Origin of the sequence: Emticicia sp. W12TSBA100-4 (genome assembly GCF_040253585.1) — a bacterium.
GTDB lineage: Bacteria > Bacteroidota > Bacteroidia > Cytophagales > Spirosomataceae > Emticicia.
In genome coordinates this window covers 122,530-142,891 of sequence record NZ_JBELAU010000015.1, presented here as the reverse complement: position 1 = coordinate 142,891, position 20,362 = coordinate 122,530, and the positions used below count along the sequence as shown (strand labels likewise).

Annotated in this window: 18 protein-coding genes; 10 read left to right on the top strand and 8 right to left on the bottom strand. The window is 38.4% G+C overall.

Annotation, left to right across the window (positions count from 1 at the left end; all coding sequences use genetic code 11):
* Positions 1–112: 112 nt before the first annotated feature.
* On the bottom strand, positions 113–703 hold the full coding sequence (locus ABR854_RS21465) for a hypothetical protein (RefSeq protein WP_350267902.1): 591 nt from the start codon (positions 701–703) through the stop codon (positions 113–115).
* 170 nt (positions 704–873) lie between these two features.
* On the bottom strand, positions 874–2,151 hold the full coding sequence (locus ABR854_RS21460) for a Glu/Leu/Phe/Val family dehydrogenase (RefSeq protein ID WP_350267901.1): 1,278 nt from the start codon (positions 2,149–2,151) through the stop codon (positions 874–876).
* Positions 2,152–2,459: 308 nt separating this feature from the next.
* Here ABR854_RS21460 and ABR854_RS21455 point away from each other — a divergent pair, with 308 nt between their 5' ends.
* The 7 genes from ABR854_RS21455 to ABR854_RS21425 all read left to right on the top strand — a co-directional run bounded on the left by ABR854_RS21455 (position 2,460) and on the right by ABR854_RS21425 (position 9,638).
* Positions 2,460–2,849 (top strand): TraR/DksA family transcriptional regulator, encoded by a 390-nt coding sequence (locus tag ABR854_RS21455; RefSeq protein ID WP_350267900.1) that lies wholly within the window; start codon positions 2,460–2,462, stop codon positions 2,847–2,849.
* A 207-nt stretch (positions 2,850–3,056) separates the two neighbouring features.
* Positions 3,057–3,983: an RpnC/YadD family protein gene (locus ABR854_RS21450; RefSeq protein ID WP_350267899.1), complete on the top strand. Its 927-nt coding sequence runs from the start codon at positions 3,057–3,059 to the stop codon at positions 3,981–3,983.
* 130 nt (positions 3,984–4,113) lie between these two features.
* Positions 4,114–6,660, top strand: coding sequence for a M14 family zinc carboxypeptidase (locus ABR854_RS21445; RefSeq protein WP_350267898.1), 2,547 nt, complete (start codon positions 4,114–4,116; stop codon positions 6,658–6,660).
* Positions 6,661–6,845: 185 nt separating this feature from the next.
* Positions 6,846–7,187 carry a phage holin family protein gene (locus ABR854_RS21440; RefSeq protein WP_350267897.1) on the top strand — a complete coding sequence of 114 codons (342 nt, stop codon included), beginning with the start codon at positions 6,846–6,848 and terminating at the stop codon, positions 7,185–7,187.
* Between the two features lie 97 nt (positions 7,188–7,284).
* Entirely contained in the window at positions 7,285–8,385 is a 1,101-nt protein-coding gene (gene gcvT / locus ABR854_RS21435; protein ID WP_350267896.1) for a glycine cleavage system aminomethyltransferase GcvT, read from the top strand.
* Positions 8,386–8,472: 87 nt separating this feature from the next.
* Positions 8,473–9,090: a Uma2 family endonuclease gene (locus ABR854_RS21430; protein WP_350267895.1), complete on the top strand. Its 618-nt coding sequence runs from the start codon at positions 8,473–8,475 to the stop codon at positions 9,088–9,090.
* A 68-nt stretch (positions 9,091–9,158) separates the two neighbouring features.
* Positions 9,159–9,638, top strand: coding sequence for a GIY-YIG nuclease family protein (locus tag ABR854_RS21425; protein ID WP_350267894.1), 480 nt, complete (start codon positions 9,159–9,161; stop codon positions 9,636–9,638).
* A gap of 33 nt (positions 9,639–9,671) precedes the next feature.
* Here ABR854_RS21425 and metG read toward each other — a convergent pair whose 3' ends face one another.
* From metG to ABR854_RS21410, 3 genes are all read right to left on the bottom strand, one after another.
* Positions 9,672–11,717 carry a methionine--tRNA ligase gene (gene metG / locus ABR854_RS21420; protein ID WP_350267906.1) on the bottom strand — a complete coding sequence of 682 codons (2,046 nt, stop codon included), beginning with the start codon at positions 11,715–11,717 and terminating at the stop codon, positions 9,672–9,674.
* A gap of 116 nt (positions 11,718–11,833) precedes the next feature.
* Positions 11,834–12,436 carry a Uma2 family endonuclease gene (locus ABR854_RS21415; RefSeq protein WP_350267893.1) on the bottom strand — a complete coding sequence of 201 codons (603 nt, stop codon included), beginning with the start codon at positions 12,434–12,436 and terminating at the stop codon, positions 11,834–11,836.
* 122 nt (positions 12,437–12,558) lie between these two features.
* Positions 12,559–14,184 (bottom strand): NADP-dependent glyceraldehyde-3-phosphate dehydrogenase, encoded by a 1,626-nt coding sequence (locus ABR854_RS21410; RefSeq protein ID WP_350267892.1) that lies wholly within the window; start codon positions 14,182–14,184, stop codon positions 12,559–12,561.
* Positions 14,185–14,399: 215 nt separating this feature from the next.
* Between ABR854_RS21410 and ABR854_RS21405 the strand changes: the two genes are divergently transcribed.
* From ABR854_RS21405 to ABR854_RS21395, 3 genes are all read left to right on the top strand, one after another.
* Positions 14,400–15,242, top strand: coding sequence for a 1-acyl-sn-glycerol-3-phosphate acyltransferase (locus tag ABR854_RS21405; RefSeq protein ID WP_350267891.1), 843 nt, complete (start codon positions 14,400–14,402; stop codon positions 15,240–15,242).
* A gap of 119 nt (positions 15,243–15,361) precedes the next feature.
* Entirely contained in the window at positions 15,362–16,099 is a 738-nt protein-coding gene (locus ABR854_RS21400; protein WP_350267890.1) for a ribonuclease H-like domain-containing protein, read from the top strand.
* Positions 16,100–16,195: 96 nt separating this feature from the next.
* The gene (locus ABR854_RS21395; protein WP_350267889.1) at positions 16,196–16,657 is read left to right on the top strand and encodes a protein-disulfide reductase DsbD domain-containing protein; all 462 of its coding nucleotides are present in this window, start codon (positions 16,196–16,198) and stop codon (positions 16,655–16,657) included.
* A 173-nt stretch (positions 16,658–16,830) separates the two neighbouring features.
* Here ABR854_RS21395 and der read toward each other — a convergent pair whose 3' ends face one another.
* The 3 genes from der to era all read right to left on the bottom strand — a co-directional run bounded on the left by der (position 16,831) and on the right by era (position 20,279).
* Entirely contained in the window at positions 16,831–18,141 is a 1,311-nt protein-coding gene (gene der, locus ABR854_RS21390; protein WP_350267888.1) for a ribosome biogenesis GTPase Der, read from the bottom strand.
* A gap of 188 nt (positions 18,142–18,329) precedes the next feature.
* Positions 18,330–19,229, bottom strand: a complete 900-nt coding sequence (locus ABR854_RS21385) for an EamA family transporter (RefSeq protein ID WP_350267887.1) — start codon at positions 19,227–19,229, stop codon at positions 18,330–18,332.
* Positions 19,230–19,370: 141 nt separating this feature from the next.
* Positions 19,371–20,279: a GTPase Era gene (gene era / locus ABR854_RS21380; RefSeq protein ID WP_350267886.1), complete on the bottom strand. Its 909-nt coding sequence runs from the start codon at positions 20,277–20,279 to the stop codon at positions 19,371–19,373.
* Positions 20,280–20,362 lie beyond the last annotated feature (83 nt).

Below are 20,362 nucleotides of genomic sequence, written 5' to 3'. Positions count from 1 at the left end.
AAAGTAAAAGGGTGAGACTGAAATCTCACCCTCTTACTTTTAAAAAATCTTTTCTACGCTATTGACAAGTTGAATCGGAACGGTCCGCCGTAGCGGACAACCTTGTCCCACATTATTTTATATTCTTTTTTCTTAAAGCCTTCACATTAATTGATTTGATGACTTCTGACTTTTTCAGAACAATACTCCAAATTGCAAAGCCCGTATCATCACTAAAGCAAAGTTTTCCTACGCCTTTATCATAAGGAATAGGCGACGTGTAAACAAAAAGAGAATCGCCGATTTTTTGAGTATTGGCTCCCATTTCAAGTTTTTTGGCGGCGTTATCTGCATAAGCTTCCAAAACTTCTTTTTCTTTTACATATAACTGATTATTGCTACCAATATCAGGCTGTCCCAACAATCTGATTTTTAAATCATATCTCTCTGACAATGAGTCGATAAGCTTCATATTTTTCAACTGGCAAATCTCTTCTTCTCGTGCAGGATTAACATTTTTCATCTGTAAAGCAAAATCCGCCGTTAGTGCCTTTGCAATTTCTGCCCCCATTTCTTCTACTTGATAAGTTATTTGAGTAGCCGAAACTCGCTTTACTTTATAATCGTCCATTTGGTCAACAATCTGAGCAGTATTTTCCAAACGCTCAAAAGTACATGACAAGTTGACTAAAAGTATTAAAAGTATTGATAGGTGTTTTTTCATTTGTCCAGTTATTTTTCACAAATTTACAAACAGAGGCGGTTTTTACGGTAAAAACTTTATCTATTAACAAAGAAAACCTGCAAGGTGTTATTATACCTTGCAGGTTTTTGAGCCAAACGAAGCTTAAAATAGTAGCCGAGCATTAGAAATACGAAAATATTTTTCGGGGCTCAACCGTAACCACCTCTAAACTTATAAGTGCTTGCCACTTTATCAATGGCCACAATATAAGCCGCTAAACGTAGAGAAACACCGTGTTTTTGTGACGTTTCAAATACATTATCGAAAGCGTCTTTCATCATACGGTCTGAACGACGGTTGATTCTGTCCAGAGCCCATTTGTAACCAATGCGGTTTTGCACCCATTCAAAATACGAAACCGTTACGCCACCAGCATTTGCCAAAATATCAGGCACAACCATAATTCCTTTTTGGTTGATAATATCGTCTGCACTGGCCGAAGTCGGGCCATTTGCACCTTCTACAATAAGTTTTGCTTGAATATTTCCTGCATTTTCATGTGTAATTACGTCTTCTTTGGCCGCAGGAACTAATACATCGACATTCAAAGCCAGCAATTCTTCGTTAGTTATCAACTCAGCATCTTTGAAACCTTCGAGCGTTCCGTTATTAGCATTTCGGTAAGCAATTGCTTTTTCCACATCAATTCCTCTCGGATTGTAGTACGCTCCCGAAATATCACTCAAACCACAAATCGTTACGCCTTTTTCTTGCAAAAGTTTCGCACCCCACGAACCAACATTACCAAAACCTTGCACAGCCGCTGTTGCACGATATGGGTTCAATCGTAATTTTTCCATACCCGCCAATGCAGAAACCATTACACCACGGCCAGTTGCTTCCGTACGCCCCAACGAGCCTCCTAAAACCAACGGTTTTCCTGTAACCACTGCGTTTACGGTCATTCCTTTGGCTTTTGAATATTCATCCATCAACCAAGCCATCTCACGAGGGCCCGTACCCATATCAGGGGCAGGAATGTCTTTGTCTGGACCGAAAATATCAAGCATCGAAATCGTGTAGGCACGCATCAAACGTTCCATTTCTCCTGCCGACATTTCACGTGGGTTACAGGCAATTCCGCCTTTTGCACCACCATAAGGAATATCAACCACGGCACATTTCCAAGTCATCCAAGCCGCTAAGGCTCTTACCTCATCAATATTTACGGCTGGGTCGAAGCGAATACCGCCTTTACTTGGCCCCAAAATCGTTGAGTGAATCACTCGGTAGCCTTCAAAAACCTTAATTTGACCGTTATCCATCGTAACGGGCAAGCCTACCGTCACTTGACGAGCAGGTACTTTCAGAATATAATACATTTCATCGCTGATACCGAGAATCTTCACGGCAGCATCGAATCGTTGCATCATTGACTCCAATGGATTCTCTTTATCCTTGATTGGAGCTGGTTCTATATATGTCATAAACAGAATAATATTTTGTATGTGAATGTGGTTTCACGGTGCAAACTTAGAAAAAATAAAGTATTTCTTAAAATCGTTAAATTTGACACTAATTTTTTATCAGCTTATTTGGTGAATATACCTTATCAGCTTTTTGCTTTCTTTAACAAAACCAAATAATTTATTGTTTTTCTAAAATTACCTTTAAATAAATTTTTTTTAGGTTATTTTAAGAAATCGAGTAAGACTATTGTTTCAGCCTACCAAAACACTATATTTGTGGGATTTTTCAAAAACCCCAAAATATAAACGTTTACTGCTTTACAATTATGGCCGCAGTTGAAGAAAAAACCCGATATTCGGAAGATGAACTAAAGGAATTTGAGACGATTATCACTCAAAAACTGGAAGCAACTCGCAACGAACTGAATTTTATCAGAGAAACGTTGAGTAGAAAGAATGACAACGGCACAGAATATACCGCCAATAGCACAAAGCTAATGGAAGACGGTGCCGATGTAAGCGAAAAAGAGCAATTGAGCCAGTCAGCTGGCAGATTGCAGAAGTTTGCTCAGCAGTTAGAAGCAGCCTTAATCAGAATCAAAAATGGTACTTACGGTGTTTGTCGTGATACTGGAAAATTGATTCCGAAAGAACGTTTGAGAGCAGTACCGCACACGCAACAAACAATCGAAGCAAAACTAAAGGCTTCTAACTAAAATTTTAAGGAAAAAACATCTATAATTTCTACCTTGTAAGGCGTTTCTATCGTTTTTTACAAGGTTATAGGGATTGTTGTCTATAAAAAAAGCCTCTACGTCAGAGGCTTTTTTGTTTATCACGCATACTTTTAGCTTCTTTAGGAATACTTTGGTAAAGATATGATTTGAAAAATAGTATATTTGAAAAACAATTTACTTTTGACTGTGAAAAGAGATGACTCGCTTTGGAAGGCAATTTTAGAAGATTTATTCGATGATTTTCTAAGATTTTTTATTTCAGATGCCAATGATATTTTTGATATGGAACGTGGGTTTGAGTTTTTAGATAAAGAACTCGAACAACTTTTTCCAACCAACGTTGATGAGTTTTTCCCAAAATATGTCGATAAATTAGTAAAAGTTTTTACCAGAAATGGTACTGAAGAGTGGATTTTGGTTCATATTGAGGTGCAGGGTTCAAAAGATGAACATTTTAGCGAAAGAATGTTTTCTTACTTTTATAGAATCTTAGATAAATATCAAAAGCCCATTTCGGCCTTTGCCATTCTGACCGATAGCAACAAAAAGTTTCATCCTACGCATTACGAGCGAAGTTTTTTAGGCACAAAGTTGAGATATGATTTTAATTCTTGTAAAATATTAGAGTTAAACGAGCAACAGCTATCCGAAAGCAATAACCCTTTTGCATTAGTTGCTCTTACTGTTAGGGTAGCAATAAAGAAAAGAAAGATTAAAGAAAATGAACTCTTTGAATTAAAACTTGATTTGGCAAGACTGCTGCTGAGCAAACAGTTTTCAAAAGAAAAAATCAGGGCTTTAATGAACTTTCTGAAACTGTACATTCGTTTTGGAAATGAGGAATTAGTTACTAAATTTGAAGAAGAAATAACCATAATTACCAATAAAACAAAGCAAACTATGGGAATCGAAGAATTTGTTTTAGAACGTGCCAAAAGAATGGGAAAACTTGAAGGTAAACTCGAGGGTAAGCTCGAAGGCAATTTTAATTTTGTCACAAGTCTTTTACAAAATAGCGACTTTGATGAGGCAAAAATTGCATTTATTGCGTCGGTTCCAGTAGATTTTGTGAAAAGAATAAAAGAAGGTGCCACTTTGAACGACTTAAAATAACAAAATATATAATCTGCTTTTTATGCAGAAAGAATTTTATTTGTCTATAAAAAAAGCCTCTACGTCAGAGGCTTTTTTGTTTTATTGGCTTTTCTACATTTCTTTGTTTGAAAAATATAAACTTCTCGACATGAAAAAAAATACCCTACTCTACCTATTATTCTTTCAACTACTTATCAGTCAAGCTTTTGCACAAGTTACTGATAGCTATTATTTACCTCAGAATGTTACGTATGATGCCAAAATTCCGACACCACAGAAGTTTTTGGGTTATCAAGTCGGCGAACAACACGTAACCCCTTATGAGACAGTTACTTATATGAAAGAATTGGCTCGTCTGTCGAATCGTTTCAAGATAGAAACTTATGCCAAAACTTTTGAAAACCGTGAGTTAGTTCTCGTTACGGTTACTTCTCCCGGAAACCACGCTCGCCTCGACCAAATCAAGACCGAACACCAAAAATTGGTTAATCCGTCACAATCTGGCAGTTTAGACCTACAAAAAATGCCAATTGTGGTTTGGATGGGCTACTCTGTACACGGAAATGAAGCCAGTGGAACAAATTCCAATCTAATGTCGGCTTATTATTTAGCTGCTGCTCAAGGGGCTGGTGTCGATTCGCTTCTAAACGAAACAGTTATCTTAATCGACCCAGTTATTAATGCCGATGGAGGAAATCGTTTTGCAACTTGGGTAAATATCAATCGTAGTACCAATTTAGTGAGTGATATAAACAGCCGTGAATTTAGCGAAACGTGGCCAGGTGGACGCTCAAATCATTATTGGTTCGACCTTAACCGTGACTGGCTTTACCAACAAATGCCCGAAAGTAAAGGACGTTTGGTAAAGTTTTATGACTGGAGACCAAATATCTTGACCGACCACCACGAAATGGGTTCGGCTTCAACGTTTTTCTTCCAACCCGGTATTCCTGCACGTACGCACCCGCTTACGCCTAAGAAAAACATTGATTTAACCATCAAATTCGGAAAATTCCAAGCCGTTGGACTCGACAAAATCGGATCGGCTTATTATACACAAGAAAACTACGATGATTTTTATTACGGAAAAGGCTCTACGCTTCCAGATGTAAATGGTTCGGTAGGTATTTTGTTTGAACAAGCTTCTTCTCGTGGTCATTTACAAGAAACTGCTAATGGGGTTTTGAGTTTCCCGTTTACGGTTCGTAACCAAGTTACGGCTACTTTCTCAACGCTTCGTGCAGCTCGTGAAATGCGTGTCGAATTACTCGAACACATGAGAAGTTTTTATAAAGAAACTTCAACCGATGCCGTAAAAGCCTACGTTTTTGGTGGTGGAAACGATGCCGTAAAAACTTGGGAAATGGTAAATATGCTCAAACGCAACCAAATTGATGTTTATCGCTTAGGAAAAGACGAAAACCAAGATGGAATAGCGTTCAGCAAAGAAAATGCCTACGTTGTGCCGATGAATCAGCCACAACACCGCCTTATCAAGTCAATGTTTGAAAAACGTACGAAGTTTGAAGACAGTTTATTCTACGATATTTCGGCTTGGTCGCTACAATATTGTATGAATGTGCCTACGGCAGAAGCAAAAACAGCCGTTTCGTTGGGCGAAAAAGTTGAAAAGAATGATTTCCCGAAAGGAAAAGTTATTGGTAAAAGCCCTTATGCGTATTTGTTTGAGTGGAATAGCTACTACGCTCCACGTGCTGCTTACGAATTATTGAAAAAAGGTTATAATCTAAAAGTAGCAACGGAACCACTTTCGGCAGTTGTAGAAGGAAAAGAACGCACTTTTGATTATGGAACAATCCAGATTTTCAGTAATGGCTCCGACCCATCGGCTTTACTTCAAACTCTTGCCGAGCGAGACGGTGTAGATTTCTACGCAGTTCCGACTGGCCTTACGCCACAGGGAATTGACTTTGGTAGCGAGAAATTCAAAAAAGTACGTTTGCCAAAAGTATTGATGCTGGGCGGGGCAGGCGTACAATCGACCGACGCAGGCGAAATTTGGCACTTGCTTGACCAACGCATTAATATTCCTTTGACGGTGGCAGATATTACAACAGCTAATCGTACGGAATTAGAGAAATATACCCACATTGTTTTAGCTGGTGGAAATTACAATGCACTTTCTGACGAAAAAATCAAGCGTTTTGTGCAAGGCGGTGGTGTTTTAGTAGCCATGACTGATGCGGTGGAATGGGTTTCGGCTAAAAAAATCGCCAGTATTAGCGTTAAAGAAAAGCCTGATAATAACGGAAGTGGCGAAAAACGCCCATATAACCTACAAGAAAAATATACGGGTGCTTTAGAAACCGCAGGAACAATCTTCGAGGCGAAAATCGACCCGACGCACCCATTATGTTTTGGTTATCAACAAAACAAATTGGCTTTGTTTAAGGATAATAATATCTTTATGGAAGATACCAAAAATCCGTATAACACACCGATGATTTTCACGGCAAATCCTTTATTGGCGGGCTATGTTCATCCAAAAAATGAAAAACAAATCAAAAACTCGCCAGCCGCAATTACTTTGAATGTGGGTTCTGGTCGAGTAATTGCTTTATCTGAAAACCCAAATTTTAGAGCATTCTGGTACGGTACAAACAAACTTTTCTTAAATACTCTTTTCTTCGGAAACATAATCGGCGGTGGTCGTTTTGGTGGTGATGAAGAGTAATTATTAGGTTAAGTTCTTTGTTTAAAAATGTTAAACTCGGTAGTTTCGAAAAAATACTTATGTATTTTTTAATGTTCAACCACCGAGTTTAACATTTTTTATTTTATCAATTCTTGCATTTATTTTTAATATTCACGAAAAATCGACTAATTTCCCGATAACAAATTACCAATAACCGAATCCAAATGTCTGATTTTTTGAAAATAGGTGAGTTAAAAGAAAATCTCGTGAAACTCATCGAGGCAAAATTTGAATTAACCAAACTTAATGTTCAAGATAAAATCGAAAGTATAGCCGTAAAAGCTGCTTATGCCCTCATTACGTTCATACTCAGCATCGTAGTGATTATTTTTCTGAGTATTCTAATTGCCATCGGACTAAACCATCTGATTGGTAGCTCTTGGCTGGGTTTTCTTATCATGTTTGGCTTTTATGCCATTATTCTTGCCATTTTTATTTTTGCGAAAGATTCCGTTCAAAATACTATCAAGAGACGAGTAGAAGAAGTGGTTGATGAGCATTTATAGCCACCGACAGCAAATAACTAAGGAATTCAAATTTCATATTTGCTAACTATCCAATACCTTTGCACAAATTTTTTCATCAATTAACTATCAAATTTTAATGGAAGCAGAGAATAAGAGAATCCCTCTCAACGATTTACACGAAAAACTGGGCGGAAAAATGGTGCCTTTTGGTGGCTTTATGATGCCTGTTCGTTATTCGTCTGATAATGAAGAACATAACTGTGTACGCAATGGTGTAGGAGTTTTTGATGTGTCACACATGGGCGAGTTTGTAGTGAGAGGCGAGCGTGCAACTGAGTTTTTGCAATACATAGTTTCAAACGATGTGTCAGCACTTTTTGATGGAAAAGTACAATACGCTTATTTCCCAAACAACGAAGGTGGTGTGGTTGATGATTTATTGGTTTATCGTTGGAACGAAAACGAATATTATTTGGTAGTAAACGCCTCAAATATCGAAAAAGATTGGAATTGGGTAAATCAAAATAATAGTTTCGGCGTCGAACTTGAGAACATTTCTGATAAACTTTGTTTGTTTGCCGTGCAAGGCCCGAAAGCTTTGGCTACAATTCAGAAACTTACCGATATTGATGTTGCTGCAATGGATTATTATACTTTCAAGGCTGGTTCAGTTGCTGGAATTGATGACGTAATCGTGTCAGCAACGGGCTATACAGGTGCAGGTGGTTTTGAAATTTACGTTTGGAACAAAGATGCCGAAAAAATGTGGAATGCTATTTTTGAGGCAGGGGCAGAGTTTGACATCAAGCCAATTGGTCTGGGTGCAAGAGATACCTTGCGTTTAGAAATGGGTTATTGCTTATACGGCCACGAACTAAACGATACCGATTCGCCATTAGAAGCAGGTTTGGGTTGGGTGACGAAGTTTACGAAAAACTTTATCAACTCTGAAAACCTAAAGGCTCAAAAAGAAGCAGGTTTACAGCGTAAACTGGTGGGAATCGAAATGATTGACCGTGGGATTCCTCGCAGTCATTACGAAATTTGTGATGCTGAAGGAAATAAGTTAGGGGAAGTTACTTCTGGAACTCAATCACCGACTTTACAAAAGGGAATTGCGATGGGACACGTGCCAACGGCATTCGCCAAAGTCGGAACGGAAGTGTATATCAAAGTAAGAGATAAACTGCTTAAAGGCATAGTAACGAAATTGCCTTTTGTGAAAGCAGGAGTGTAAGCATTCAGCAGAAATTGACTTAAAGAAATCTTATTTTTGACGGTTATTTGTGAAAAACTTTTTAAATTTAATAAAATTTAGAAGAAAATGGTTGTAACAAAATCACCACAGATAGTTAGAAAATCAGCCCCAAAAGTGCCTGATTACTTAATACATGAAGTAATGGATGGAAAGCCTATCTATTATAGAGGGTATAAAGAAGTATTAAATGGAACAAAAACTTTTGCTGAAATTATGAGTTCAAGTACACTTCAATCACTTATTATTACACATTTAATCATTTTACTTGGAAGAAAAGTGGACGAAGAGAAGTACACCCTTCTATCAAGCGAAACAGGAATTCATCTGAATAAATACAATAATTTAGCAGGAGATATTCTTATTTTTGAAAATAGTGTTTTACCCATTGAAGCAATTGACGAACATTATGCAATCGTTCCGCCCAAAATAGCCATCGAAGTGGATATTAACATCGAAGCACCTGGTTTAGAAATTGATAGTTATATTTTCAATAAAACGCAAAAACTATTGAATTTTGGTGTAGAAAAAGTAATTTGGATTACAACCAAATCAAAAAAAGTAACAGTAGCTACCAGAAACGAAGATTGGCAAGTAAAAGACTGGAACAAAGATATTGAAGTTTTCGACGGAATAATCTTTAATATCGGTGAATATTTACGTAAAAAAGGCTCACCTTTTGCATAGAAAGAGAATGAGTGTACATTAGCCCTTCCAAATTTTTTGGAAGGGCTTTTTACTAAATAGAATTGTATATGGAATTAGAAGAAATTTTACAAATCATCAATAGTGACGAATTTATAAATGTAGAAGAGAATTGGCAAAATATAGATTTAACAAAACTTGAAGAAAAACGAAAAACTTCTGATTTGAAAAAATCAGGAGTTTATGCGTTGTATAATGAGAACTATGGATTTATTTATGTAGGGAAAGCTAAAAAGATTTATGACAGATTAAAGTCACATAATGAGGCAACGAAAGGAAATGAAAAAGCTGATTGTTGGCGAGAGTTCTTTATGGCAATAACGGGTAATATTGTTGGATATTGGTATCCCCTTGAAAGTAAGAATAATGCACAAAAAGAAGAAAGTGCAAGGCAAATTTTAGAAAGATTGATACAAATCAAATATGAGCCGATATTTGACAAAATTTATCCTCGTGGTAAAAGAGTTAGCAGGCCAGATATTAATGAAGTGTTAGAAAGGTATCGTAAAAAAAGAAAAATGAATGAGTAAATACTTGATATTCACTCATTCTCTCATTTAAAATTAACTTACCGTTCCGCCATTCCACACTTGTTTGTTGGGTTGGAGAAGAGCCAAACTTCCGTCACGGTCTTCGGCCATCAGAATCATTCCGTTTGATTCGATACCCATCATTTTTCTTGGAGCAAGATTCGCAATAAACGTAACCTGTTTACCGACCATTTCTTCGGCCGAATAATGCTTGGCAATACCACTCAGAATCGTGCGTTTCTCGAAGCCATCATCAATCAAAAACTTCAATAATTTATCGCTTTTTGGTAGTTTCTCAGCTTCTAAGATTGTACCAATACGAATATCCAATTTGGCAAAATCATCGAACTGAATATTTTCTTTTAAAGGGGGTACTTTTGCGTTTTCTAACTCATTCATTCGCTTCGATTCTTGTAATTTTTTTACTTGTTTTTCAATCGCATCATCTTCGATTTTCTCAAATAATAGACTTGATTCACCAATTACAGTTCCTACTGGCAATAAATCTGCTCCGCCTGTTTCGGCCCAAGTTGTTTCGTTTAAGCCTAATTGGGTTCTTAATTTCTGGGCTGTAAAAGGCAAAAATGGCTCTGACAAAATCGCTAAGTTAGCAGCAATTTGCAAAGCAATATTCATAATGGTTTCAACACGAGCTGGGTTTTCTTTGATAACCTTCCACGGCTCGGTTTCGGCCAAATATTTATTTCCTAAACGAGCCAAATCCATCATATTGGCCAAACCTTCACGGAAACGATAATTGTCTATCGAATCACCGATTTTCTTCGGAAATTCTGCCAACGCAGCAATCGTTTCTTTGTCGTAATCGCTTAGTTCGCCTTGTGCTGGTACTTTTCCACCGTAAAACTTATGTGTAAGCACCACAGCACGATTTACGAAGTTTCCGTAAATGGCAACTAATTCGCTATTATTTTTGGTTTGGAAGTCTTTCCAAGTAAAGTCATTGTCTTTCGACTCGGGCATATTGGCCGAAAGGGCATAACGCAATACATCTTGCTTATTTGGGAATTCCTCCAAATATTCGTGTAACCAAACCGCCCAATTTCTCGAAGTCGAAATTTTATCACCTTCCAAGTTCATAAACTCTTGTGCAGGCACGTTATCGGGTAAAATATAGCTTCCTTCGGCCATCAACATCGCAGGGAAAATAATACAGTGGAACACAATATTATCTTTTCCAATGAAGTGAACTAACTTCGTGTTTTCATTTTTCCAATAATCTTCCCAGTTTTTGCCATTTTGAGCGGCCCATTCTTGCGTAAACGTGATGTAGCCAATCGGTGCATCGAACCAAACGTATAAAACTTTGCCGTCGGTGTCAGGCAAAGGCACGCTGATTCCCCAATCCAAATCACGAGTCATGGCACGAGGTCTTAGACCATCTTTTAACCATGATTGGCACTGACCAAATACGTTGGTTTTCCACTCTTTGTGGCTGTTTACGTATTTCTCGATGTCGGGCTGCATACGGTCGAGTGGCAAATACCAGTTTTTGGTACTTTTCATGATAGGTTTCGAGCCTGAGAGCGTCGAACGAGGATTTTTCAATTCTGTTGGCGAGAGCGTTGAACCACATTTTTCGCATTGGTCGCCATAAGCATTCGGGTTTCCACAAACAGGACATTCGCCCACAATATATCTATCAGCCAAAAACTGTTGAGCTACTTCATCGAAATATTGCTCGCTGGTTTCTTCGTCGAAATAACCTTTATCGTACAAAGTCGTAAAGATTTCTTGCGAAACTTTATGGTGCGATTTATTGGACGTGCGAGAATAAATATCGAACGAAATACCAAAATCAGCAAAAGATTGTTTGATTTGTTCGTAGTAAAAATCAACGACTTGTTGAGGTGTTTTTCCTTCTTTGCGAGCCTTCACTGTAATCGGCACGCCGTGTTCGTCAGTACCGCTGATAAAGGCCACATCAGCCCCTTTTGAGCGGAGATAACGCACGTAAATATCAGCAGGGATGTAGCAGCCAGCCAAATGCCCAATGTGAATAGGCCCATTGGCATAAATCAAAGCTGCCGTAACGGTATATTTTTGCGGAGTTTCGGTCATATCTTCTTTAGTATTCAAAAATTATTGTGCAAAGTTACGGTATTGCTACATAGAAACGAAAAACCCCTCAAAAGTTTTTGATTTTGAGGGGTGGCGTTCGAGCAAAATAGTACTTTTCAAAAACTCACATTTTTATAAATCCGCTTCATCGAAATTTCTACTCCGAGCGATTGAAGAGGCAATTTTCCTTCAAAATCCGTTACGATGGTTTCGTGCCAAAGCCCCGGGCGTTCTCTGTACCAAACTTCGGCGTAGCATATATCTTGGCGTATCATTACATATTCTTTGAATGATTCGAGGGTTTTGTATTTATCGAATTTGCCACTTCTATCATATTTTTGTGTGCTTTTCGATAAAACTTCCACTACTAAAATAGGGTTGATTAAAAGTAAATCGTCATTATCCCAAAAAAGTGGTTTTTCGCAAACGGCCAAAGCATCGGCATAAACACCTTCATCAAGACTTGGAAAATAGATTTTTTGGTCAGAGCCTAATATTTGATAATTTTTATCTGAGTTTTCTGTTTGATAAGATAAATCAATAGCAATATTCATCGCTATTAAGTTGTGGTTGTATCTTGCGTTTGGCATTTTGATTATTTCGCCGTTTATAAATTCGTGTTTGTGGGTTGAATTTGCTTCTTTTCGTAAATATTCTTCAAGCGTGTATTTACGAGTAGGCTTATGCAAAATCAACTTTGGACTTACTTCTTTAGTCATTTTCTGAATATTTATACACAAATTTAAACAGTTTTTTGGGTTTTGAATGCTTCATAAGCAAGTTTTCAAGGCAATGTTAAACAAAAATCCCCTTCGATTTAAACCGAAGGGGACTGTACTTTTTAGAAAACATATTTCGTAGAAAGGAAGTGCGAGCTATGCTCTTCGACAATCTCATTGAAAATTTTCTTATTGGCATCGGTATCTTTCGTGGCAACTACCGTACGAATCGAGAAAGCTCTGAGAGCATCTTCTACCGAAAGTGTTCCTTCGGCCGAATCTTTTCTTCCTGTAAACGGGAAAGTATCAGGCCCACGTTGACACTGAGCGTTGATATTTACACGACTTACTTGATTGACGAGTGGGTCAATTAAATGAGCGATTTGGTCGGCATTGGTGCCAAAAATACTCACTTGTTGTCCGTGCGACGAATCAATGATGTATTGAATCGGCTCTTCTACATCATCAAAAGGTACAATTGGCACAATCGGGCCAAATTGTTCTTCGCTGTAAACTTTCATTTTGCTATTCACAGGATAAAGTACCGCAGGATATACAAATGAATTTACGGTCGTTCCGCCTCCTTCGTTCATGACTTCTGCTCCGTTGGCTTTTGCATCAGCAATACACTCGGCCAAATAAGCTGGTTTGTTTGGTTCGGGCAAGGGCGTTAGATTCACGCCAGCTTCCCAAGGCATTCCGAATTTGAGTTTTTCGAGTTCTTCGGTAAATCTATTCAAGAATTTCTTCGCAATCGAGCGGTGTACCCAAATGATTTTGATGGCCGTACAACGTTGACCGTTGAACGAAAGCGAACCCAAAATACACTCTTTCACAGCCAATTCTACATCGGCATTTTTCAAGATAATTCCTGCATTTTTGGCATCAAGACCCAAAACTGCTCTCAAACGATTGAGTTTTGGGTGCATTTTTTTCAAATCATTGGCTACTTTGCTCGAACCAATGAGCGTAAGTACATTGATTTTACCTGTTTGCATCAATGGCGGCACAACGTTTGCTCCACGCCCATAAATTGTGTTGACAACGCCTTTCGGGAAACATTCTTTAAAAGCTTCAAGCATCGGGTAATGCAAAAGAGTACCGTGTTTTGGTGGCTTAAAAAGAATTGTATTTCCCATAATGATAGCAGGAATAAGCGTCGTATAGGTTTCGTTGAGTGGGTAATTAAACGGCCCCATACAAAGCACCACGCCAAATGGCGAGCGGCGGATTTGTCCGATAATTCCCTGCTCGATTTTGAAGCGAGACGAATTTCGGTCAATGTCTTTCAAACAATCAATTGTATCATAAATATATTCTACTGTTCGGTCGAACTCTTTGATTGAATCGCCCAACGATTTACCGATTTCGTACATCAATAAGTTTACGATTTCGGTCTTTTTTTCAAGCATTTTCTTGATAAAATTCTCCATGCAGCCAATACGCTCGCTTACGCTCATCGTTGGCCATTCGCCACGCCCGCTGTCATACGCTTTTAGAGCGGCATCGAGTGCTTCCATTGCTTCTTTCTCTGAGGTAATCGGGTAGCTTCCGATGTGTACACTTTCAAATTTTCCGCCGTTTTTTACATAAATCGGAGAATAAACATCTTGCGTAGCACCCGCCCACTGACGCATTTCGCCACCTACCAAATATTCTTTTTGGTGGAGTGGTTGAATCTGAAATTGCTCGGGAATTTGACCAGCTTCGGGGAAGATAGCCGTAATTTTGTCTTGTAGATTTGTCATGTTTTTGTTTAGAATCAAACTGTTTTGTTGTAAAACACAAACGAAATTACACCCCTCAAAAGCAAAACCAAATAGAATTTGGATTTTTTGAAATATTCAGCAGAAAACTACAATTTAATGTCAAACAAGTGCCAAAATCAAAAATCTATTTGGTCGCTTAGATTTTTATGCTGATTTTTGAAATACTAAAAACTTTCACCTAAAATTCTAAACAGTTGCTTTATTATATCTTACGTCCTTTTGTTACGTTTTTGCTGAAATTCTTTATCAAACGAATTAAAATTACAGGCCTCGAAAATATACCAAAATCGGGGGCAGTTATGTTGGCTTCTACGCACGCCAATTCGTTTTTTGATGCAGTTTTATTATGTTGTACGCTCGACCGACGTATTTGGTCGTTGGCTCGTGGTGATGTTTTCAAGAAAAGTTTGGCCAAAAAAGCTCTTTCGAGCCTTTTTATGATGCCCGTGCATCGCCTTTCGGAAGGGAAAGAGCATTTGGGCGATAATGACGAGACTTTCAAGAAGTGTATCGAACTTTTCAAACAAGGCGAAATGGTACTGATTTTCTCGGAAGGACTCTGCACTAATCAAACCAGACTCCTACCACTCAAAAAAGGAACGGGGCGTTTGGCTCAGAAAGCTTGGGGCGATGAAATTCCGTTGACAGTAATTCCCGTGGCTATTACTTACAATACTTTTACAACTTATGGAAAAGTAATAAACTTGAGTTTTGGCGAGGCAATCCAAAAGGCAGATTTATCGAATCCTGCCGAAGATGGTGTGTTTTTGCGTAGATTCAACGAGGTTTTGACCGAAAAACTTAATCAGATTTTAAGCTGGAATTTCCCGAAATTGTCGCCCGCACAAACGCCGTTTTTCACGCTCGGATACATCACGCATTTTCCTGCCATTTGGTTAGCCACGTTCATATCGAAAAAACTCACAAGAGGCATCGTCTTTTTTGATTCCATCACGATTGGCCTAATGATTGTACTAATGCCTTTATATTGGTTGATTATGTTCTTTGTGGTGCGAACATCCTGTTCGCTGTTGTGATGTTTTCTGAATGAATATTAAAGCGAACAGAATGCGTCCATCACTCAATTTGCTCCAAATTATATGTAACTTTTGCTAAAAAATGAAGTCTGAAATCCAACACCTAAATACTGCTGATTATGATAGATGATGCTTTTGTCAAACACTTAAAAAATGTCTTATTCATTGACATCGAAACGGTTTCGCAAGTGCCTGATTTTGAGCTACTTGACGAACGACTGCAAAAACTTTGGCTCAAAAAAGCAGTCTATCTAAATAATGAAGAAAATTTGTCCGATGCTGATTTTTATCTAAAAAAAGCAGGAATCTATGCCGAATTTGGTAAGGTGCTTTGCATAGGTGTTGGAGGAATCATGTTCGATGAAGAAAACAAACCATCGCTTCGAGTAAAAATGATTGGTGGAGACGACGAGCGAGAGGTTTTACAAGCCTTCAAGAAAATCGTCGAAAAACACAAAGCAGGCAGTAATTTGATGCTTTGTGCTCACAATGGTAAAGAGTTTGATTTTGCGTATTTGTGCCGCCGAATGTTGGTCAATGGTATTGGTTTGCCCAGAGTTTTGCAAATATCGGGCAAAAAGCCGTGGGAAATAAATCATTTGGACACGCTCGACCTTTGGAAATTCGGTGATTATAAGCACTTTACAGGACTGGATTTACTGGCGGCAATTTTTGATATTCCGAGTAGTAAGAGCGAAATCAGTGGAGACCAAGTGAATTATGTCTATCATGTAGAAAAAGATAGGGCAAAAATCGAACGATATTGTGCGGCTGATGTTGTAGTTTTAACGCAGCTATATATGAAAATGAATAATTGTGCGTTAATAGAAGAAGAAAATATTGAAGTACTTTTGTAGTTTAGTCCATAGTCGATGGACGACGGTCAACAGAAATTATAAGTCGTTATTTATCAGTAGATTAAGCTAAAGTTTTAATTAATTTATATTCAAAAAATGAAAAAAATACTCTTTTTGTTACTTGTCGCTTCATCATTTGCGGCACCTGCTCAGATTTTAAAACCTGCCAAATGGACATTTACGCCTTCAAAAACATCAGCTAAAGTTGGCGAAACAATAGACTTAGTTTTCACGGCCAAAATCGACGATAATTGGTATATGTATTCTTCTCAACTAAAAGTAGAAGGACCATTGCCAACCTCAGTCAATTTTACAAAAACTGATGGCTATCAAGTTGTAGGAAAACTTACACCTGTGAAACCAAAAGAAAAGTTTGATGAAATTTGGGGCGGAAAAGTGCAGTATTTCGAGCATGAAGCCAAGTTTATTCAGAAAGTGAAGATTACGAAGGCCAATCCAATCATCGAAGGAAAAATCGAATGCCAAACTTGTACTACGAAAGACGGCAAGTGCGTACCGAACAAAGATAAATTCAAGTTTGATGTGAAAACTATTTGATGTTGGTTATTGGTAAACTGGTTACTGCTTGACTGGAAAATTGGTTATTAGTGAGCTGCGGAGCTACCCGTGCGATTACTATTACTGATATAAAGAAAAAATCCTCGCCAAGACGAGGATTTTTTTATGCGTTCAAAACCAATAACTATTTGTCTAACAACCAGTCACCAAACTTACTTCGCTCTAAAGAATACTGTAATAGCCACGCCCTCAAAACCGAAGTTTTCACGGAGTTTGTTTTGCAAGAAACGAGAATATGATTCTTGTACGTATTGTGGTAAATTACAGAAGAAAATAAAAGTTGGCGAAGGAGTAGGCACTTGCACACAATATTTGATTTTGATTTGCTTCCCTTTCAACATCGGTGGCGGCGTACGCTCGATAATCGGCAACATCACCTCGTTGAGTCTTGATGTTGTAATTTTCTGAGTTTTATTTTCATAAACCTCCATTACCTTTTCAATTACTTGAAAAATACGTTGTTTTTCAAGCACTGAAGCAAAAATAACGGGCATATAATTCATCGGAGCTAATCTTTCTAAGATAGCTTTTTTCATGGTATCGGCCGTTTTTGAATCTTTCTCCACCAAATCCCACTTATTTACCATCAAAACAATGGCTTTTTTGGCGTTGTGGGCGTGGCCAATGATGCTAATATCCTGCATTTCTAAGCCTACCGAAGCATCAATCAAAACCAAACAAACATCTGAGTTTTCGAGGGCTTTTACCGAGCGGAGAGTCGAATAAAACTCAATATTTTCCTGTACTTTGGCTTTTTTACGAATACCAGCCGTATCGGTCAGAATAAAATCTTTACCGAAAAGTTTATAGTGCGTATCAATCGCATCACGGGTTGTACCTGCCATTGGGTTTACGATACTTCTATCTTTGCCTGTCAATGCATTTAAGAAAGATGATTTCCCCACATTCGGGCGACCTAAAATCGCAATTCTCGGAATACCCGCATTTGGGTCTTCAATACCATCGTCTTCAAAATTTGCCACAACAGCATCGAGTAATTCCCCTGTTCCGCTACCATCAGCAGCCGAAATTGGAAAAACTTCATCGCCTAAGCCCATTGCATAAAACTCTGCGGAAGTCTGATGACGCTCGAAGGTTTCAGCTTTATTGGCTACAACAAATACAGGTTTTTTAGAACGACGCAGCACATTAGCGAAGTCGTTGTCCAAGTCGGTCAAACCAGTCATGGTATCAACCACAAACAAAATAACGGTCGATTCTTCGATGGCTATCTCGACTTGCTCACGAATAGCTGCCTCGAAAGTATCTTCCGAACCAACCACATAGCCGCCAGTATCAATAACGGTGAAAAATTTTTCAGTCCAAACCGCTTGTCCGTAATGACGGTCACGGGTTACGCCAGGCATATCATCGGTGATGGCCACACGGCTCTCAATGAGGCGATTAAAAAGAGTAGATTTGCCGACATTTGGTCGGCCAACGATTGCAACAATATTTGCCATAAAAAATCAGTAAACGGTTATCGTTTTTGAAACAATAAACAGTGATTCTCTTGCGAGAACTGTGAAAAATTGTCGATGTTTTTGTCCACAATCGACGTTAAAAAAGATTATACCCCACAACGGGGGTGCAAAGGTACAAAAAAATACGTAGAAAACTATTGATTATCAAGAAGATAGATTATTACAACCTAAAATAAACCTTGAATGTCTTGCCACGAAATCAGACCTATGGCCACAACAGCTAACAAAAGTCCGATTTTATTGAGTGTTGTGAGTTTTTCTTTGAAGAAAACCAAAGCTACCAAAGCCGAAACTAAAATGACGCCGATATTATAAAGCGGATAAACAAACGCACCGCTATTGCCGTAGGCCGTTAGTGCCAAAATCAAGAAATAGAACGACAAGAAATTAGGAACACCAAGCGTAATACTGGCCAAAATATTCTTCAATTCAATCTTTTCTTGTCCACGAATTACTCGAATCGCCAAAACAATTATTCCTGCCAGAATCGCACCAAAAACCATCACAAGCGTAACGGGTACGGTGCGGTCAGCCGATTTTATAAAGTTGATATTCAAGTAGTTAATCGAAGTATTCGTAACGCCATACATCAAAAATACCGCCACAGGCAAAAGGAAATCTAAGCCTTTACCCGATACTTTTTCCTCGCTTTTCTTGAAAGTGCTAAGAGCAACCGCTCCCAAAGCAAGAGCCAAGCCTAAATAATTTAAACCATCAAATGGGCGTCCCTGTGTTTTGAAAATCAATAAACTACAAAGCACAGGAATCACCAACGAGATATTATTGGCCAACGACGTGGCCGTCATACCCATTCGTTGGGTAGAAAATCCTGATAATAAGAATGTTATGATAAAACCAACGCCCAAAATAAGAGCGTAGAATGTCCAGTTTTCTGAAAAGTTGAGTTCAAAACTTTGTCCTTCGGGCATCAAAGCCAGTCCAGTCAGAAAACAAATTGGGTAATTAAACGCAATTGCCTGAAAAGTGCTAATGCCGAATTTTGGGTACAAACGAAAGTTTGTTAGTAGCAAAACAGAGAAAATGATGCTGAGAAGAAGATAGAGCATAGCTTTTTCAAATATTGATAATTTTCATATTTAACTTTTTGTTACCACGGAGACACGGACGGTTCGCCGCTGCGATTACATAGATTAACACAAATTTTTCTGTGAAAATCTTGAAATCCGTGTCTCCGTGGTAAAGAAATATCATTCATAGCCGAATCGCTCCAATTTTTGGCGTTTATTTCGCCAATCTGGTTCAACTCTGATGTATTGCTCCAAGAAAATTTTCTTACCGAAGAAGTTTTCCATTTCTTGACGAGCCTCAATGCCCACTTTCTTGATACGTTCGCCTTTATGACCCAACAGAATCGCACGCTGAGTGGTTCGTTCCACATAAATTTCAGCACTTACAACAATCATATCTTCTTTTTCTTTGAAGCTGTTAATTACTACTTCACAGCTATACGGTACTTCTTTCGTATAATTCGTGAAGATTTTTTCACGGATAATCTCGGCCGCAAAGAAGCGTTCGGGCTTATCAGTCAACTCATCTTTTGGAAAATAGGGGTGATGAACTGGCAAAAATCCAATAATTTTTGAAAACAGACCGTCAACATTTTGTTGGTGCAATGCCGAAATCGGAATCACCTCCACAGCCTTGAAGTTTTCTTTCCAGTAACTTACTTTTTCTTCGATTTGCTCGGGCGTTGCCAAGTCTATTTTGTTGATAATCAATAAAATAGGCGTTTCGGTGTGCTGGAGTTTGGTGATAACATCATCTTCGTCGTGTTTTTCGAAAATATCTGTTACAAACAAAATCACGTCGGCGTCTTCGAGCGAGCCATGCACAAAGTGCATCATAGATTTGTGCAACTCGTATATCGGTTTGATGATACCGGGCGTGTCGGAGTACACCAACTGAAAGTCGGTGCCTTCATGCACACCATTCACGATACCCATGATTCGGTGGCGAGTAGTTTGGGCTTTCGAGGTAATGATTGAAAGTCGCTCACCCACGAGAATATTCATCAACGTCGATTTACCAACGTTTGGTTTTCCTACGATACTAATAAAGCCCGCCTTGTGGTCGGGAGAAATGTTTTCTTCTTGCATTTGAATTGGTCACGACAAAAAATAATCGTGTTTTTTTTATTTTTTTGCAAAGATAGTTTTTTATTGTGAAATTTTCTCGTACC

What these genes read in the sequence shown, in the direction of transcription:
- ABR854_RS21440 (WP_350267897.1), top strand. Translation starts at nt 6,846, where the DNA reads ATGTCTGATTTTTTGAAAATAGGTGAGTTAAAAGAAAATCTCGTGAAA.
- ABR854_RS21395 (WP_350267889.1), top strand. Translation starts at nt 16,196, where the DNA reads ATGAAAAAAATACTCTTTTTGTTACTTGTCGCTTCATCATTTGCGGCA.
- ABR854_RS21415 (WP_350267893.1), bottom strand. Translation starts at nt 12,436, where the DNA reads ATGACTAAAGAAGTAAGTCCAAAGTTGATTTTGCATAAGCCTACTCGT.
- ABR854_RS21385 (WP_350267887.1), bottom strand. Translation starts at nt 19,229, where the DNA reads ATGCTCTATCTTCTTCTCAGCATCATTTTCTCTGTTTTGCTACTAACA.
- ABR854_RS21410 (WP_350267892.1), bottom strand. Translation starts at nt 14,184, where the DNA reads ATGACAAATCTACAAGACAAAATTACGGCTATCTTCCCCGAAGCTGGT.
- der (WP_350267888.1), bottom strand. Translation starts at nt 18,141, where the DNA reads ATGGCAAATATTGTTGCAATCGTTGGCCGACCAAATGTCGGCAAATCT.
- ABR854_RS21455 (WP_350267900.1), top strand. Translation starts at nt 2,460, where the DNA reads ATGGCCGCAGTTGAAGAAAAAACCCGATATTCGGAAGATGAACTAAAG.
- metG (WP_350267906.1), bottom strand. Translation starts at nt 11,717, where the DNA reads ATGACCGAAACTCCGCAAAAATATACCGTTACGGCAGCTTTGATTTAT.
- ABR854_RS21430 (WP_350267895.1), top strand. Translation starts at nt 8,473, where the DNA reads ATGGTTGTAACAAAATCACCACAGATAGTTAGAAAATCAGCCCCAAAA.
- ABR854_RS21400 (WP_350267890.1), top strand. Translation starts at nt 15,362, where the DNA reads ATGATAGATGATGCTTTTGTCAAACACTTAAAAAATGTCTTATTCATT.
- gcvT (WP_350267896.1), top strand. Translation starts at nt 7,285, where the DNA reads ATGGAAGCAGAGAATAAGAGAATCCCTCTCAACGATTTACACGAAAAA.
- ABR854_RS21425 (WP_350267894.1), top strand. Translation starts at nt 9,159, where the DNA reads ATGGAATTAGAAGAAATTTTACAAATCATCAATAGTGACGAATTTATA.
- era (WP_350267886.1), bottom strand. Translation starts at nt 20,279, where the DNA reads ATGCAAGAAGAAAACATTTCTCCCGACCACAAGGCGGGCTTTATTAGT.
- ABR854_RS21460 (WP_350267901.1), bottom strand. Translation starts at nt 2,151, where the DNA reads ATGACATATATAGAACCAGCTCCAATCAAGGATAAAGAGAATCCATTG.
- ABR854_RS21445 (WP_350267898.1), top strand. Translation starts at nt 4,114, where the DNA reads ATGAAAAAAAATACCCTACTCTACCTATTATTCTTTCAACTACTTATC.
- ABR854_RS21465 (WP_350267902.1), bottom strand. Translation starts at nt 703, where the DNA reads ATGAAAAAACACCTATCAATACTTTTAATACTTTTAGTCAACTTGTCA.